The 16,289-nt window shown below is 72.2% G+C and carries 12 protein-coding genes; 6 read left to right on the top strand and 6 right to left on the bottom strand.

Annotated features, from left to right (window positions below; all coding sequences use genetic code 11):
- Positions 1 to 75 precede the first annotated feature (75 nt).
- The 4 genes from FLX07_RS16980 to FLX07_RS16965 all read right to left on the bottom strand — a co-directional run bounded on the left by FLX07_RS16980 (position 76) and on the right by FLX07_RS16965 (position 7,590).
- A complete protein-coding gene (locus tag FLX07_RS16980; RefSeq protein WP_167748272.1) occupies positions 76 to 1,437 on the bottom strand; it encodes a vanadium-dependent haloperoxidase in 1,362 nt (453 codons plus the stop codon).
- A gap of 401 nt (positions 1,438 to 1,838) precedes the next feature.
- Positions 1,839 to 4,520 carry a septation protein SepH gene (gene sepH / locus FLX07_RS37040; RefSeq protein WP_208762244.1) on the bottom strand — a complete coding sequence of 894 codons (2,682 nt, stop codon included), beginning with the start codon at positions 4,518 to 4,520 and terminating at the stop codon, positions 1,839 to 1,841.
- A 500-nt stretch (positions 4,521 to 5,020) separates the two neighbouring features.
- Positions 5,021 to 6,313 (bottom strand): D-arabinono-1,4-lactone oxidase, encoded by a 1,293-nt coding sequence (locus FLX07_RS16970; RefSeq protein ID WP_142571771.1) that lies wholly within the window; start codon positions 6,311 to 6,313, stop codon positions 5,021 to 5,023.
- Between the two features lie 83 nt (positions 6,314 to 6,396).
- Positions 6,397 to 7,590 carry an MFS transporter gene (locus tag FLX07_RS16965; RefSeq protein ID WP_142571770.1) on the bottom strand — a complete coding sequence of 398 codons (1,194 nt, stop codon included), beginning with the start codon at positions 7,588 to 7,590 and terminating at the stop codon, positions 6,397 to 6,399.
- A gap of 202 nt (positions 7,591 to 7,792) precedes the next feature.
- Between FLX07_RS16965 and FLX07_RS16960 the strand changes: the two genes are divergently transcribed.
- Positions 7,793 to 8,998 carry a lytic transglycosylase domain-containing protein gene (locus FLX07_RS16960; RefSeq protein ID WP_229689802.1) on the top strand — a complete coding sequence of 402 codons (1,206 nt, stop codon included), beginning with the start codon at positions 7,793 to 7,795 and terminating at the stop codon, positions 8,996 to 8,998.
- A gap of 30 nt (positions 8,999 to 9,028) precedes the next feature.
- Here FLX07_RS16960 and FLX07_RS16955 read toward each other — a convergent pair whose 3' ends face one another.
- Positions 9,029 to 10,015 (bottom strand): ferrochelatase, encoded by a 987-nt coding sequence (locus tag FLX07_RS16955; RefSeq protein WP_142571769.1) that lies wholly within the window; start codon positions 10,013 to 10,015, stop codon positions 9,029 to 9,031.
- Positions 10,016 to 10,101: 86 nt separating this feature from the next.
- Here FLX07_RS16955 and FLX07_RS16950 point away from each other — a divergent pair, with 86 nt between their 5' ends.
- Both FLX07_RS16950 and FLX07_RS16945 read left to right on the top strand, forming a co-directional pair.
- Complete coding sequence (locus tag FLX07_RS16950; protein ID WP_142571768.1) at positions 10,102 to 12,093, top strand: S9 family peptidase; 1,992 nt, start codon at positions 10,102 to 10,104, stop codon at positions 12,091 to 12,093.
- Positions 12,094 to 12,204: 111 nt separating this feature from the next.
- Positions 12,205 to 13,026, top strand: a complete 822-nt coding sequence (locus tag FLX07_RS16945; protein ID WP_142571767.1) for an inositol monophosphatase family protein — start codon at positions 12,205 to 12,207, stop codon at positions 13,024 to 13,026.
- Between the two features lie 145 nt (positions 13,027 to 13,171).
- Here the strand turns inward: FLX07_RS16945 and FLX07_RS36475 are convergent, their stop codons facing one another.
- A complete protein-coding gene (locus FLX07_RS36475) occupies positions 13,172 to 13,336 on the bottom strand; it encodes a hypothetical protein (RefSeq protein ID WP_167530612.1) in 165 nt (54 codons plus the stop codon).
- Between the two features lie 242 nt (positions 13,337 to 13,578).
- Between FLX07_RS36475 and FLX07_RS16940 the strand changes: the two genes are divergently transcribed.
- The 3 genes from FLX07_RS16940 to FLX07_RS16930 all read left to right on the top strand — a co-directional run bounded on the left by FLX07_RS16940 (position 13,579) and on the right by FLX07_RS16930 (position 16,286).
- Positions 13,579 to 14,232 carry a response regulator transcription factor gene (locus FLX07_RS16940; RefSeq protein ID WP_142571766.1) on the top strand — a complete coding sequence of 218 codons (654 nt, stop codon included), beginning with the start codon at positions 13,579 to 13,581 and terminating at the stop codon, positions 14,230 to 14,232.
- Between the two features lie 91 nt (positions 14,233 to 14,323).
- Positions 14,324 to 15,727, top strand: a complete 1,404-nt coding sequence (locus tag FLX07_RS16935) for a sensor histidine kinase (RefSeq protein ID WP_229689801.1) — start codon at positions 14,324 to 14,326, stop codon at positions 15,725 to 15,727.
- Positions 15,728 to 15,986: 259 nt separating this feature from the next.
- Positions 15,987 to 16,286, top strand: a complete 300-nt coding sequence (locus FLX07_RS16930) for a DUF4193 domain-containing protein (protein ID WP_030454398.1) — start codon at positions 15,987 to 15,989, stop codon at positions 16,284 to 16,286.
- The last annotated feature ends 3 nt before the right edge of the window (positions 16,287 to 16,289 follow it).

Here is a 16,289-nt window from a genome sequence, read left to right as displayed (position 1 = left end):
ATCGATGACGCGAGGCAGCCCCCCGGGTCGGCGGGTTGCGCCGCCCGGAGGGCCTGGAGGTCGGGTGCTCGGTTCCTATCCCTGGTCGCGCTTGGTCACGTAGACGAAGTCACCCAGGTTGAATCCCGCGTCGAGTCCGCGGTCGGCGTCCCAGCGGTAGTGGACGCCGAGCCAGAGCCGGCTGAGGGCGTCCTCCTCGGCGGCCTGCTCGAAACTCGTGAAGGTCCTGGTCTTCGGGTTGGCGTTCGGATCGTCGGTGGGCGCGGTGAAGGTCAGGTTGTGCCCGAACCACCTCTGCATCACGCCCGCCCATGCGCCCGCGAACGTGGCGTGCCCCGATATGTACGAGGGGAAGGGCGGCGAAAAGTGCTGCCCGGCGGCGTTCACCGACAGCGGCTCCCAGGAGGAATCGGGTGTGACGGCGGGATTGAGGCTCGTGTCGGCCAGCTTGATGGCGCTTTCCGGCCGCCACAGGTCGATCGGCGTGTCGAACTTCGCTCCCCAGGCGATGATCGACGCGTCGGCCAGCGCCATGGACACGAGGTTGAACAACTCGGCCGTCTCGTTCTGCCTCAGCCCCCTCTGCCTGGCGACCGTCTGGGTGATGGCGAACAGCTGCCCCACCGGCCGATAGGTGCCCTTGCCGTCGTTGGCCCAGAAGAACGCCGCCTGCGTCTGGTCGGCGGACCGCGAGGTCGGGTTCTTCGCCCCGCCATACGCCTTGACCTCGTTGACCTGCTGGGCGTACTGGGAGCTGCGGACGAGTTGGTCGTAGGAGGTGAAGCCGCCGGGCGGCGGCGGCCGGAACTGCGTGGGGGACGTCATGGCGAACGGCTTGAGCTTCCACCAGTTCGGCGCCACCGCCGGTCCGGAGCCCGTCTGCCGCCACGCGCCGGGGACCGTCCCCTCTGTGTATGAGAGGTCGAACGCCGGCCCGTCCCCCGACCTTTCGGCGATCATCAGGTCGCCGATCCTCTCGCCGTCGGTCCGGCCGCCCTGGACGTAGCGGGACGGCACCGACGAGGGGATCTGCGCGAGCGCGTAGGCCAGGTTCGCGTCGAAGTCGATGTAGGGATAGAGGTGTTCGAGCACGCGGTGCGCCGCCGCGTCCATCGTGGCCTCTATCGAGTCGTTCGGGTTCTGCTGCGTGATCTTGGGCAGGTACGTGACCGGCGCGGCCGGCCAGTTCGCGTCGTGGACGGCGATGTGCAGCATGGCGCCGGCCCGCGCGAGCAAGGTCGGGTCCCCGTCGTGGCTGTGCTGCGGGTCGACGCCGTCGCGGGGAAGGGTGCGGATGGTGTCGAGGAAGACGGTGTTCCAGTAGAGCACGTGATCGAAGGCGGACGCCTGCGGCGGTGGCCCCGTGACCGCCGCGTGCGCCGCCTGGGGGAGCGCGACCAGCGTGCCGGCGGCAACAACAGCTGCCGCCGCGATCACGCGAACGCGTTTCCACCATGATCGTGGATGCAAGGAGAACCTCCGGGGAAGCCCCCGAGCTCCGGCCGGGTGCCGGGAGAGGGGGTGCACCACGGAAGATCTTCGATCGACGGGCCGCGTGACAAGGCTCATGATCGTGCGGAACTGTTCCGGACGGTCCCGTACGGCCCTGCTCGCGTGGGATGCCGGGACGAGCGCGTCTGGTCACGCCGCGAATCGACAAGCGTCCCGGACGCGTCCTTGGGGCAACGGAGTGTTCGGGACCGAGGGGCACGGCCCGGCAGACGGCGGAGGGCCGGCCGGCGAGTTCGCGAACCCGCCGGCCGGCCCTCATCCGCCGGTGTGACGATGCCGGCTCCGTGGGCGGCTCCGCCCCAGGTGCCGTGCCGCGTCCTGCGCGGTCAATCCTGCTTGCGCGCGCCGAACATGATCTCGTCCCAGGTCGGCACCGACGCCCGGCGTCCGCGCGACTTGCGGGGCCGCGGGGGAGCCGGCTTCGGCACGGGCGGGGCGGGCGTGTCGGGCTTGGCGTCCTTCGGAGCCTCCTTCTGCGCCTCCTTCGCCCCGTCCTTGGACCCGTCGCCCGCGCGCTGGTTCTTCCCGGCGTCCCCTGTCCGGGGCGCCGGGGCGGCCGCGGGTGCCTGGGCTGCGGGAGCCTGGGCCGCGGGTGCTTGCCGTGCAGGTGCCTGCGGCGCGGGAGTGGCCTCGGCCGCGGGCTGCGCGGCGGGGCCCTGTGGCGTGGCCTGTGCCGCCGGGGCCGCGGCCGGAGTCGCCGGTGCGGCAGGAGCGGCAGGCGCTGGGCTGGGCTTCGGAGCGGGCTTGGGAGTGGGCTTGGGAATGGGCTTCGGAGCCGTGGGTGCTGAGGTGGGCGTCGCAGTGTCCTCCGAGGGCGCGCTCTGCGCGGGCACACTCACCACCGTGGCGTCGGCCGCAGGGCTCGGAGCGGGCTCCTTCGTGGGCTCCACCGGCGGAGCCGGCGCGGGAACGGAGACCGGAACCGCGGCCGCCGGCGACGCTTCGTTCGCCGCGCCGCCCTCGGCCGGGTCGGCTGTCGCCCCCGTGGCTGCGTCCGTGTCCGTGGCTGCGCCCGCGCCCGCGTCCGCCGCCGTTTCCGTGACCGTGCTTTGGACCGGCCGCGACGCGGACACGGCGGTCGAGGGCTCGGCCGGACTCGCGGCCTCCGTGGCTGCGGCAGCCTGCACGCTGGCCTGCATGGGGGGCTCCGCGCTTTCGCGGACGGAGCCCTCGGCGTCCTGGGAGGACGAGGCAGCGGCTACGACGTCCGTCACCCCGGGGCCTGTCGCCCCGGAGTCCGGAGTGGACTGCCCAGTGGAGTGCTCAGTGGATTGCGCAGTGGGCTGCCCAGTGGATTGCTCAGTGGCGTGCTCAGTGGAGTCCGGACGGAAGTCCGGACGGGAGTCCAGGCCGGAGCCCGCGGCGGATTCCGGAGTCGACGTGGTGCTGGCTGTCGCCGTGGTGCTCGTGATCGCCGTGGTGGCCGCGGGCGTGCTGGTGCCGGCGGGCGCCGAGTCCTCGGCGGCCACGTGGTCCGCGGGCGGCGTCGCCGGGCGCACGGCCTCCTGGGTGTCCGCCGCGCCACTGGACGGCGTCACGCCGGTCGGGATGTGGGGAGCCTCGTCCGGGACGGCGGGCTCCTGCGGGAGGGACGCCGGTTCGGCGACCGCAGTCTCACCGGCGGCGCTGTCCCCACCCGTCACGGGGACCGATACGGCGCTGTCCCCGTCGGTCACGGGGACCGAGGTGGCGCTGTTCCCGTCGGTCACGGGGACCGAGGTGGCGCTGTTCCCGTCGGTCACGGGGACCGAGGTGGCGCTGTTCCCGTCGGTCACGGGGACCGATGCGGCGGTGTCCGCAACCGGCGCGGGTGCGACGGCATCCGCGGGCGGCCGGGACGCGGCCTGCGGTCCCGCGGCGTCTCGACCGCCCACGCGGACCGCGCCGTCTCCGGCGGCGTTCGAGTCCGGAGCGTCCGGAACGCCGCCGGGGGCAGGGGCAGGGGCGGGGTCGGTGGCCGGGACGGGGCCGGCGGGCGTACGCGAAGGAGCGGCCTGCGGGGTGGATCCGGCCTGCGCGGTGGATCCGGCCTGCGGGGTGGGCTCCACCCTGGGTTCGGCGGTGGGCGGCGGGAGCACGGCATCGTGCGCGGCGATGAGCGACTGCGGCAGCCGGAAGGGCACCGGGGTCAGTTCGGGCCGGTACGCCGCCGGCTCGTCCGCGTACGGCTCGGGCCGGTACGCCGACGGCTCGTCGGCATACGGCTCAGGCCGCTCGTGCCGTACGGTCTCCGCGCGCAGCGGCGGGCTCAGCCGAGGCGGCGGCAGGGGCTCGGGAAGCGCGGCGGGCTCGGAGCGTATGGCAGGCACGCCGAGACCCGGCTCGTCGCGGCGGGAAGAGGTCACCTCGGGCAGCGGCGGCACCGGGGCGAGCTTGGACGCGAGGCGGGGCATGAAGGGGCGCACGGTGGCGTTGTCCCGCTCGGGCTCGACGTACTCGGCGGCCGACAGGCGCATGGCCTCGTCGTCGTTCGGGGTGATGTGGCGGCGGCGCGGGTCGAAGAGCCACTCGGCGTGGCGGGTGTGACCGTTCCAGACGAAGCCGAGCCGCACCCGCCACAGGTTGTCGTCGCGCTTGGCGGAGTCCCAGTCGATCTCGTCGGCGGGCACGCCGCGCCGGGTCAACCGCTCGGCGACCAGCTCGCCGAGCGTGGGCCCGGGGGTCGTCTCGCCCGGCATCCGGACCGCGACCCGCTGGGCCTGCTGGGCCATGTACTCGCGCTCCTGGAGAACCGGTCCCTCGAACCAACGGACTCTCTCCACCGGAATACCGGCGGTGGCCGCGATCTCCTCCGCCGTCTCGCCGGCACGGATGCGCGCCTGGATCTCCTTGGGACGCAACGGGCTCTCCACTTCGATCTCGTACTGGCCGAGACGGGAGAAGTTGCCGCGAACCGCAGCGCGGAGCCGGTCGTCGACGGGCAGCGTGAAGCGCGTGCCCCGCCCGGCTGTCGCCAGGACGAGGTACGTTCCGTCTTCACTTACCGCGACGAGACGGAGCTCCTGCATGCGAGTCCCTTCGTCGTCGTGCTCTGTCTTCCCCCGGACCCTTGAGTCTCTCGCGTGAACCGGTTGCCTTCCAGCACCGTACCCGGCATGTCCGAACATCGCCTCGCCAGGGGGCGAGGCAGGTGTTGTGACCCCGGTCACATTTTTCGTGTTCACCTTTCCGCAACCTGTCGGTCGTCCGGAAGCGGCAGTGCGCAGGCGGCGGCCGCGCCGCCGATCCGGCCCGGAAGGCGAGAGCGAGGGTCGTGTCTCCTCAGGTGGTGCGCGCCCACCGCCCGTCCGTACGGCACGGGCGCGGCGCACGGCGGTGTGACCGTGCCGTACGCCGTCCGGCCGGACCTGCGGGAGGGTCTCATTCCTGCTTGCTCCCTCGGGTTCGAGTGGCGCGCCGGGCTCTGGTGTGCCCGTGCTCCGCAATGTGCCTGCCCGAGGGCCGGCGCGGGCAACGCGACACGCGGAAGACGCCGGACCGTGGAGAGGGACTTTACGCGGCGATGGGGTCAGCCTTCCCGCGACGCGCCGAGCACCCGGTCGAGGTAATCGTTGGAGAACAGCCCGTCCGGGTCCATCTCGCGGCGCAGCGCGAGGAAGTCGCCGAACCTCGGATACACGCCACGCAGGTAGTCCGCGTCGCGGGTGTGCAGTTTGCCCCAGTGGGGCCGGCCCCCCAGCCTGACCATGATCTCCTCCACTCCCTCGAAGTACGCGGGGTTGGGCGCCTGGCGGTAGACGTGGCAGGCGACGTACGCCGAGGGCCTGCCGTACGCGGTGGACAGCCAGGCGTCCGAGGGCGGAGTGACCCGCACCTCGACCGGGAAGGTGATCGGCCAGCCCGACCGCTCCACGAGGTCCCGGGTCTCCCGCAGGGCCTGGGCGAGGTGGTGGCGCGGGACGGCGTACTCCATCTCCAGGAAGCGGACCTCGCGCACGGACGTGAAGATCTTGTAAGAGGTGTCGACGCACTCCGACGAGCCGAGCATGCGCGCGGAGATCCCGTTGATCGCGGGCACCGCGCCGGGGAAGCGGGCCCCGAGGGCGCAGGCCGCGCCGAACAGCGTGTTCTCCAGGAAGACGTTGTCGAGCCAGCGCTTGAAGGCGGCCGGCGGCCGGGCGGGGCCGGGGTGGCGGTTGTTGCGTTTGACCAGGCAGGTGTCGGTGTGCGGGAGCCAGAAGAAGTCGAGGTGGTCGTCGGCCTCCGTCAGGTCGTCCAGTTGGTCGAGGATCCGGCTGAACGCCATCGGATCGCGGCGGTTGCGCAGGAGGAACGCGGGTTCGACCCGGAACGTGACGGCGGTGAGGATGCCGAGCGCGCCGAGGCCCACCCGCGCCGCGTCGAACAGGTCGCCCTCGCGCACGGTCGTCACGGAGCCGTCGGCGAGCACCATCTCCAGTTCGACGACCTGGTCGGCGAGGCCGCCGACGTGCCTACCGGTGCCGTGGGTCCCGGTCTGGATCGCCCCGGCGGCGGTCTGGGCCGTGATGTCGCCCATGTTCGCCAGGGCCAGGCCGCGCCGGTGGAGCTCCTCGTTGAGCGCGTGGAGCGGGGTGCCCGCGGCGACCGTGACCCACCCGTCGCCCGCGTCGAGGACGCCGGTCAGCGCGCCGGGGCGCAGCAGGATGCCGTCGGTGAGCGCGACCCCGGTGAAGGAGTGTCCCGTGCCGGTCATGCGCACCCGCCGGCCGGTCTTCGCGGCCTCCCGTACGGCGTCGGCGACCTCGGACGCCGACGCGGGGACGCGGACCTCCGAGGGGGTGGCCGACTGGTTGCGCGCCCAGTTGACGAAGGCGTCCATGCTCCTCCTCGCCCCGGCACCTGCCTCGGGGTGGACATGAACACTACTCATGAGTCGGCCCGCTGCCTACGGGGCCGGAGGTCTCAGTTCGTGTGCTGGTGACGCACCCGGACCAGTGCCGAACCGCCGAGGCCCACGACGGCCGCGAGCAGCGCGCAGGCATAGGAGAAGCCGTACGCGTTGGACGCCCCGAACGCGTCGGTCAGCCGTCCGCCGGCCCAGGAGCCCACGGCCACGCCAAGGTTGATCGAGGTGGTGATCCACGCCATGCCCTCGTTGAGCTGGGCCGCCGGGACCATGCGCTCCACCAGCGAGAACCCGGTGATGATGGTGGGCGAGATGGACAGGCCGGCGATGAAGAGCGCCAGCGCCATGACCCGCACGTCGCGCATGAGCAGCACCGGCGTGAGACCGGCGGCGAACAGCGACAGGCCGCGGACGAACCGGGCACGCATGCTGATCTTCCAGTGCCGCGAGCCGTACCACAGGCCGGAGACCGCGCTGCCGCATGCGATCGACGCGAGGAGCAGACCGGCCGCGCCCTTGCTGCCGTGCTCCTCCGCGAAGGCCACGGTGATGATGTCGACGGAACCGAACACCGCGCCCATGGCCAGGAACACCGCCGACAGCAGCGCCACGCCCGGGATCGCGATCGGGGACCCGGCCGCCCCCCGGTGCCGTACGGCAGGCGGTTCGGTGCCGCGGAGGGAGGCGAACGCCAGCGTGCCCGACACGGTCAGCACGATCGCGGCGATCAGGCCCGCGTACGGGTTGATCGCGATCGTGAGGGCGGTCACGAAGGCGGGGCCGCCGACGAAGATCAGCTCGTCGGCCACGGACTCGAACGAGAACGCGGTGTGCAGCTTGGCGGGGTCGTCGAGCACGTGCGTCCAGCGGGCCCGGACCATCGAGCCGAGCGAGATCCCGGTGGCCCCGGACGCCGCGCCCGCGGCGTACAGCGTCCATTCGGGAGCCCCGGCGTGCGCGCACAACATCAGGGTGGTGAGCGAGCAGGCGTGCAGCAGCACCAGGGGGAGCAGAACCCGCGCCTGGCCGAACCGGTCCACCAGCCGCCCCGCGAGGGGCCCGGCCACGGCGACCGCGATCGAGAAGGTCGCCGCCACGGCGCCCGCCTTCGCGTACGAGCCGGTGATGGCGGTGATCAGCAGGATGACGCCGATGCCGAGCATCGACATGGGCGCCCGCCCGATGAATCCCGTGATGACGAAGCCCTTGACTCCGGGCGTGCCGAACAGCCCCCGATACGGCCCGACCATGGTGTGTTCCCCTTCGGCACTGTGTTCGGCACTACGGTGTCCGGCACTGTAGTGCGTGTGCGTCCGGGCCGGCCGTTCGACAGCGGCGGCGGCCCCGGGCGGCCCCGGGACACGCGGACGGCGTTTGTCTCCGGTTTGACCATCGCGTACCCGCCTATCATGAGGCAAGTGATTTTTCCGTGCCGGGGGTGGAGGGGCTGAAGTGAGGTCGTCCACTCATTCCACCTCCATGCGGCTGCGCCCGATCGTGTCCGGCCTCGCGGTCGTGATCCTGAGCGTCATGACCGCGGGCACCGCCTTCCTGGTCACCTGGCCCGGTGACGGCGCGCTGGCGGCCGGCGGCGGCCGGGCGGAGACGGACCGCACCCGGGCCGACAACCCCCTTCCGGCCGCGCGGGCGACGGCGGGAAGCCTCATGCCCGATCGCACGCTGCCGTCGAGCGCGCCCGTCGTCGGCGGGCCCGGCGTGCAGGTCACGCTGCCGCACCTGCTGGCGATCTCCCCGAAGCGGGTGCCGCAGAGCACCCTGTTGAAGATCGCCAAGCTGCGGCACGTGCAGAAGGTGGCGGTCGCCGACGGCGGCGCCGTGCGCGTGTCCGGCACGACCCTTCGGCTGCTCGCGGTCGACCCGGCCACGTTCCGGTCGTGGACGCCGAAGAACGTGGCCGATCACCCGGAGGTGTGGAGCGCGCTCGCGCGGGGCGAGATGGTCGCCGACGCGGCCACGGTCAAACGTCTCGGCATGCGGCTCGGCGCGGAGTACCAGATCGACCGGGGCCCCCGGCTGCGCGTGGCGGCCTCGGCCTCGCTCGGGCTGCCGGGCGTCGACGGCCTGGTCAGCCAGGACCTGGGCCGCAAGCTCGGCTTCCCCGGCGGCGTCGTGGTGCTGGTCCACGGCGACCCGGGCAAGGTGAGCGACAAGTCGGTCGCGCGCCTGCTCGGCAAGGGCGCGCAGGTCGTGAGGGTCGGCGAGGCCGCCGTACGGCCGCGGCCCACGGCCACGCCGGGGCAGGCCCTGGTGGGACGGCCCACAAGCTACCTCGACCTCTACCAGAGGTCCGCCACTGTCTGCCCCGGCCTCTCGTGGACCGTCCTCGCCGCGATCGGCCAGGTCGAGAGCAGCCACGGCCGCAACAACGGCCCCTCGTCGGCGGGGGCGCTCGGGCCGATGCAGTTCATGCCCGCCACCTGGAAGACGTACGGCGTGGACGGCGACGGTGACGGCGCGGCGGACATCTGGAGCCCCTACGACGCGGTGCCGTCGGCGGCCAAATACCTGTGCGCCAACGGGGCCGGGGCGGGGGGCGACAAGCTCAGGAAGGCCGTGTGGTTCTACAACCACTCCTGGGACTACGTGAACAAGGTCCTGTCGCTCGCGGAGGCGTACGCCCGCACGTACGCCTCCTGACAGAGCCGGGGGACCCGCGACGGCGGGCCGCTACCGGCCCGGCCCGTGGGCGGGCCGGACGGGCGCCGGGCAGCAGGTCGCCGCGCACGGCACGGGCTCGGGCTCGGCGAGCAGCTCGGCCACCATCGACACGAACCGCGGGTGGGTGCCTGCGGTCGACGCCCTGGTGAGGGCCATGCCGAGCTTCTCGGCCGTGGCCGCGGCCTCCACGTCGAGGTCGTAGGCGACCTCCATGTGATCGGAGACGAACCCGATGGGCACCAGGACCGCCGACCGCACGCCCTCGGCGTGCAGCGCCTCCAGGTGGTCGCACACGTCGGGCTCCAGCCAGGGCACCTGCGGCGGGCCGCTGCGGCTCTGCCAGACCAGGTCCCAGGCCCGTCCCTCGTCGACCTGCGTGGTCACCAGTTCGGCGGCCCGCCTGAGCTGGGCCTCGTACGCGCCACCCGCGGGCCCGGCCGTGCGGTTCATGGAGACGGGGATGCTGTGCGCGGTGAAGACGAGGCGGGCCTGCTCGCGGACGTCGGCCGGCAGGCGATCGAGGGCCTCGCGAGTGTGGTCGGCTATCGCCGCGATGAATCCGGGATGGTCGTAGTAGTGGCGGAGCTTGACGATCTCGGGTGCGCCGGGGACGGCGGCGCGGGCACGGGCGATGTCGTCGAGGTACTGCCGGCAGGACGAGTAGGAGCTGTAGGCCGCGGTGACGAAGGCCGCCGCCTTGCGGACGCCGTCGTCCTTCATCCGCCGGACCGTGTCCTCAAGGAACGGGTGCCAGTTGCGGTTGCCCCAGTAGACCGGCAGGTCCACGTCGAGCGCGGCGATCAGGTCACGGCACTGCTGGTTGATCGGGCTGACCCCGCCGAACCCCTGGTAGTGCGCCTCGACCTCAAGCAGCCGCTCGCGTGGCACGCCCCGGCCGCGCACGACGTTCTCCAGGAACGGCATGACGTCCTCGGGCTTCTCCGGCCCGCCGAAGGAGACGACGAGCAGGGCGTCGTATCCGTTGGTGCTCCCCATGCGCCACACCTTACGCGGGCGGTACGACGGTTCCGCCCGCGCCTGACGGCTTGGGTGGTGCGTGCGTCACGGAGTAGGTTCGAGCGGTGAGCCAATTTCCGGACATCCGCGAATACACGGCCCTGCCACGCGTGAACTCCTTGCGGCTGTCGCCCGACGGGACCCGGCTCGTGTCCGTGGTCCAGTCGCTCAACGCCGACGGCAAGTCGTACGGCGCCGCGCTGTGGGAGATCCCCCAGGACCCCGGAGGCGAGCCCCGCCGGCTGACACGGTCGGCGAAGGGGGAGGCGGGGGCCGAGTTCGCGCCCGACGGGACCCTGTTGTTCGTCTCCCGCAGGCCCGACGAGACGGCCAAGGAGGCCGGTGGCGACAGCGCCGCCCTGTGGCTGCTGCCCGAGCGCGGCGAGCCGGTGCGCGTCGCCACCCGCCCCGGCGGGATCGGCGGCGTGCGGGCGGCGGGCGGCACGGTCGTCTACTCCTCCGAGGTGCTGCCCGGCGACGCCGCCACCGAGGAGGAGCGCCGCAAGGCCCGCGAGGAGGCCGGGGTCAGCGCGATCCTGCACGAGGGCTACCCGGTGCGCTACTGGGACCACGACCTCGGCCCGGCGCAGACGCGGCTGTTCGCCGGCCGCGCCGTACGCGAGGGCCTGGAGGACGTGCGCGATCTCACGCCCGCACCCGGCGGCGCGCTGGACGAGCACATGTCGTTCGACCTCACCCCCGACGGGCGGACCGTGGTCGCGACCTGGCGGGCACCGCTCCCGAACGGCGACGTCCGCTGGGACCTGGTCGCGATCGACGTCGCGGACGGGTCCCGGCGCACGCTCGCGACGTCCGGCGGGCACGACTTCGGCGGTCCGGTCACGGTGTCGCCCGACGGGCGCCTGGTCGCCTGCGTGCGGGAGCGGCACGGCGCCGAGGAGACGGCGGTCGCGCTCGACCTGTGGGTGGTCGACCTGGACACGGGCGAGGGACGCGCGGTCGCCGCGGAGATCTTCCCCGCGGCGGTCGCGTGGGCGCCCTCCTCCCAGGAGCTCTTCTTCGCCGCCGACCACCAGGGCCGCCGGCCGGTCTTCCGCGTTTCCCTCGACGGCGTCCCCCTCGACGGCGAGGTCACCCGGGTGACCCCGGACGACGGTGCGTACGCCGAGCTGTGCCCGGCGCCGGACGGCTCGGTCTACGCTCTGCGCGGCGCGGTCGACTCGCCGCCGCGGCCGGTGCGGATCGCCGCCGACGGCTCGGTGACCACGCTGCCCTCGCCCACGCCGGCGCTCGACCTGCCCGGCACGCTGACCGAGGTGAGCGCGACGGCCGAGGACGGGACCGAGATCCGCGGCTGGCTGGTCGTCCCCGCGGAGGCGACGGCCGAGGACCCGGCGCCCTTCCTGCTGTGGATCCACGGCGGCCCGCTGTCGAGCTGGAACGACTGGAGCTGGCGGTGGAACCCCTGGCTCATGGCCCGGCACGGCTACGCCGTGCTGCTGCCCGACCCCTGCCTGTCCACCGGGTACGGCCAGGGCATGGTCGAGCGGGGCTGGGGCGACTGGGGGCCGGTGACCCACGCCGACCTCATGGCGATCACGGACGAGTGCCTCAAGCGGCCGGAGATCGACGAGCAGCGGACGGCGGCGATGGGCGGCTCGTTCGGCGGCTACATGGCCAACTGGGTCGCCGGGCACACCGACCGGTTCCGGGCCGTCGTGACGCACGCCTCGCTGTGGAACCTGGACCAGTTCGCGGGCACCACCGACGGAGCGAACTACTGGCAGCGGGAGTTCGGCCTCCCCGGGTCCGCCCGGTACGCCCGGCTGTCGCCCCACCGGTCGCTCGGGGAGATCAGAACGCCGATGCTGGTGATCCACGGCGACAAGGACTACCGCGTGCCGATCGGCGAGGGCCTGCGGCTGTGGTGGGACCTCCAGCGGTCGGGGGTCGAGTCGAAGTTCCTCTACTTCCCCGACGAGAACCACTGGGTGCTCAAGCCCGGCAACGCGATCGCCTGGTACGAGACCGTCCTCGCCTTCCTTTCTCAGCACGTCCTGGACGAGGAGTGGACCCGGCCGCCGTCCCTGAGCTGACCGTTGAGTGGCGGTAGATCCCGGTTTGGGAGGATGTCATCCATGCGGCCGACGCCCGAGCCGGGCGCCGGCCGCTTCGGTGGAGCACGTACGAGGAGGGGGCAGGCGAGGATGGACGAGCGGGAGTACCGGCATGACCGCGCGCGGGCGGAGGAGCTGCTGGAGCTGGCGGCCGGCATAGCGGAGGAGGCCGGCCAGATGCTCCTCGCCAAGCGGCCCGCGCGGCCCGAGGTGCTCGCCACCAAGTCGAGCCCCACCGACGTCGTCACCGCGCTCGACCGGGCCGCGGAGGAACTGATCCGCGGCAGGATCGCCGAGGCCAGGCCGCGCGACGCGGTCCTCGGCGAGGAGGGCGGCGATACTCCCGGCGAGGGCGGCGTCCGGTGGGTCGTCGACCCCATCGACGGCACGGTCAACTTCCTGTACGGCCTGCCGGACTGGGCGGTCAGCATCGGCGTCGAGGTGGACGGCGAGATCGTCGCCGGAGTGGTGCACAACGTGCCGCGCGGTGAGTTGTTCACCGCGTCGAAGGGCGGCGGCGCCTGGCTGAGGGGCGAGCGGCTGCGCTGCAACACCGGCGTCCCGCTGGCCAAGGCCCTCGTCGCCACCGGGTTCGGCTACGAGGCCGGGCGGCGCCGGGTGCAGGCCGAGGTGCTGGCGCAGGTGGTGCCACAGGTCAGGGACATCCGGCGCGGCGGCTCGTGCGCGATCGATCTCTGCTCGGTCGCCGCGGGCCGGGTCGACGCCTACTACGAGCGCGGCACCAACTACTGGGACCACGCGGCGGCCGGCCTCGTCGCCGTGGAGGCCGGAGCCCGCATCGGCGGCCTGAACGGCAGGCCGGTCAGTCCCGACATGGCCCTGTGCGCCGCTCCGGGGCTCTTCGAGGAACTGCACGACCTGCTCGTCCCCCTCGACCCCGAGCACGATTGAGCACACGAGCGCGGCTGTTCGCCGGGAGCGTGCGCGGAGGCGGCCCGGGAGCCGTGAATTCGCGTGACGTTCGCGCCGGCTTCACCCTGCGCACAGGCGAGGGGGCCCGCCGTACGGCGGGCCCCCTCGTCAGTGTCGGTTCCGGTCAGCGCTGGATGTCGATGCCGTGATCCTCGGCGAGACGGTGCAGGTCCTCGATCTCGGCGGTGAGGGTGTCGGCGAGGAAGTCGTCCCCGCTCGTGGTGGCCTCTTCAAGACCCTTGTAGGCCTGGTCGAGCCTGGTTTCGATCGTGGTCGTGAACTCGCCCATCTCACCTTCTTTCTCAGGGGGCGAAACGTGTCACGGGGGGCTACGGCACAGGTCCTGCGGAGAGGCGCGCCATTCCCCGGCACACGACAATGGAGGGTGTCACGGGCCTTACCCATGTCCGGGTCGAGCGTAAACCTGTGAATTTCTGTGCTCTACGTCACGTAGAGTGCCGGAACCGCTTACCAGCGGCTTACGCCGAATATGACCACAATGAGGGGCGTCGTACCAGCTAGGAGGACTTGATGCGCGTGCTTGTGGTGGAGGACGAGCGGGTGCTCGCGGACGCGATCGCCACCGGCCTCCGCCGGGAGGCGATGGCCGTGGACGTCGCCTACGACGGCGCCGCCGCTTTGGAGAAGACCGGCTACATCGACTACGACGTGATCGTGCTCGACCGCGACCTGCCCAAGGTGCACGGCGACGAGGTGGCTCGCCGCCTGGTCGCCGAGCGGTCGGCCTCCCGGATCATCATGCTGACGGCCGCGGGCGACGTGGACGACAAGGTCGAGGGGCTGGAGCTGGGCGCCGACGACTATCTGGCCAAGCCGTTCGTGTTCATGGAGCTCGTGGCCCGGGTGCGCGCGCTCGGCCGCAGGTCCGCGCCGCCGCTGCCGCCCGTGCTCGAACGCGCCGGCGTCCGGCTCGACCCCGGCAAACGCCAGGTGTCGAGGGACGGGGTCGAGGTCCACCTCACCAAGAAGGAGTTCGCGGTGCTGGAGGAGCTGATGCGGGCCGAGGGCGCCGTCGTCAGCCAGGAGGACCTGCTCGACAAGGCGTGGGACGAGAACATCGACCCGTTCACGAACGTGGTCAGGGTGACCATGATGACGCTGCGCAAGAAGCTGGGCGATCCGCCGGTCATCGAGACCGTGCCCGGTGTCGGGTACCGGCTGTGACGATCCGGGCCGTCGCCGCGTCCCGAGGGAGGGGGCCCTTGTGAGCGAACCGCGTGACGCCTCCGAGAGGAGGGCGCCCCAAATCCTCCCGGTGCCCGCCGAATCCGACGCCGCCACGACCTCGCCGGACGTGGCGGCCGCGGCCGGCGGCCGGGCTCCGGCGGGTCGCACCCCGCGGATGTCGGCCCCGATGGGCACCGGTCCCTACCGCAGCCAGGTGCCGCCGCCGCCCAGCGGCCCGCCCGCCTGGGACGGCCCGCCGCCCCTGGTGGCCCACCCCGTGCAGCGGGGCAACCTGCTCAGCGAGATCAAGTCGCTGCAGAACCGCATCAGCATCCGCTGGCGCCTGACCCTCACGTACGCCGCGCTGGTCTTCGTCGCCGGCGCGCTGCTGGTGATGGTCATGTACGTGCTGCTCGGCCAGGCGATCGACATCGGCTGGCAGAGTGTGCCGCAGATCATCTTCCCGCGCGGGAGCGTGCCGCAGGAGTGGATCGACGAGGCCAACCACCAGTTCGCCCAGTCGCAGGCGGAGGTCACCGCGGTGGCGCGGGCCGAGCTGCTGAAGCGGGCGCTGCTGGCCCTGCTGGGCGTGGGGATCCTGGCGCTGATGCTGGGATACGTCGTGGCGGACCGGGCGCTGCGGCCCGTCATCAAGATGACGGCGACCGCGCGGAAGCTGTCGGAGACCTCGCTCGCCCACGAGCGCATCGACCTCCAGGGCCCCGACGACGAGTTGAAGGAGCTGGCCGACACCTTCGACGCGATGCTCACCCGGCTCAACACCGCCTTCGACGTGCAGCGGAGGTTCGTCGACAACGCCTCGCACGAGCTGCGGACGCCGCTGGCGATCAACCGCACGGTGCTGGAGGTGGCCCTGTCCGACCCCGAGGCGTCGGACGATCTGAAGGTGCTCGGGCGCACGCTCCTCGGCACCACCGCACGCAACGAGCGGCTGATCGAGGGCCTGCTGCTGCTCGCCCGCAGCGAGCGCGAGCTGTCGGTGCGAAAGCCCCTGGACGTCCAGGAGGTCGCCAGGACGGCGGTGGAGCAACTGGCCCCCTTCGCCGGGGAGGAGGGCGTGACGGTCGAATACGACCTCCACCCGGCGGCGACGACGGGCGACCCCGTTCTCATAGAACGCTGTGTCTCCAACCTCGTGGAGAACGGAATCAAGCACAATCTCGGCGAGTCCGGAAAAGTATGGGTCCGTACGGGAATTGTGGACGGGGGTGCGGTTGTTCAGGTCGCGAACACGGGACCGCACGTTCCCGCGTACGAGGTGGAGGGCCTGTTCGAGCCGTTCCGGCGTCTGAATGCCGACCGGGTCCAGTCCGCCAAGGGCGCGGGTCTCGGCCTGTCCATCGTGCGGGCGATCGTTCGCGCGCACGGCGGGAAGGTCGCCGCCGTCCCCCGCGACGGGGGCGGTCTCGTGGTGACGGTGCGTCTGTCCGGGGCCGGGGTATCTCCGGGGACACCGCAGTCGGCGCGCTGATGGAGCGAGCACGCCGTACATGTGGTTGGATGTGCCGTCGAACGCGGTGGGGATACCGCCGATACTGTGGTTTTCGCCATATTTGGCTAACCGCAGCCCCCGGTGGGACGGCCCCTCGCGTATCGGAAGGTTCAGTGTTCGTTCAAGCGGGTACCGAATGCACAATTTAGCGGCCTCCGCGGGCACAACACGGGCCTTCCGAGCGTTATCCACGCGCGACACAGGCGCAGGCAGATAGATGAGGGGGATGGAGTAGCAGATGGCTACCGACTACGACAGCCCGCGTAAGACCGATGACGATCTCAGCGAGGACAGCCTCCAGGAACTGCAGGCGCGTAGGAGCGACAAGTCGTCGGGCAGCATCGACATCGACGAGACCGATCTGGCCGAGTCGTTGGAGTTGCCGGGGGCGGATCTGTCGAATGAGGAGCTCTCGCTGCGGGTGATTCCTCGGCAGGCCGACGAATTCACCTGTTCGCGGTGCTTCCTGGTGCACCACCGCAGCCAGCTGGCCTCAGAGAAGAACGGCCAGCAGGTCTGCCGCGAGTGCGCCGCCTAGGAG

The sequence above is a fragment of the Microbispora bryophytorum genome (assembly GCF_006874465.1).
GTDB classification, from domain to species: Bacteria; Actinomycetota; Actinomycetes; order Streptosporangiales; family Streptosporangiaceae; genus Microbispora; species Microbispora bryophytorum.
Note: the sequence above shows the minus strand (reverse complement) of the source record. Positions and strands in the feature narration are given on the sequence as shown.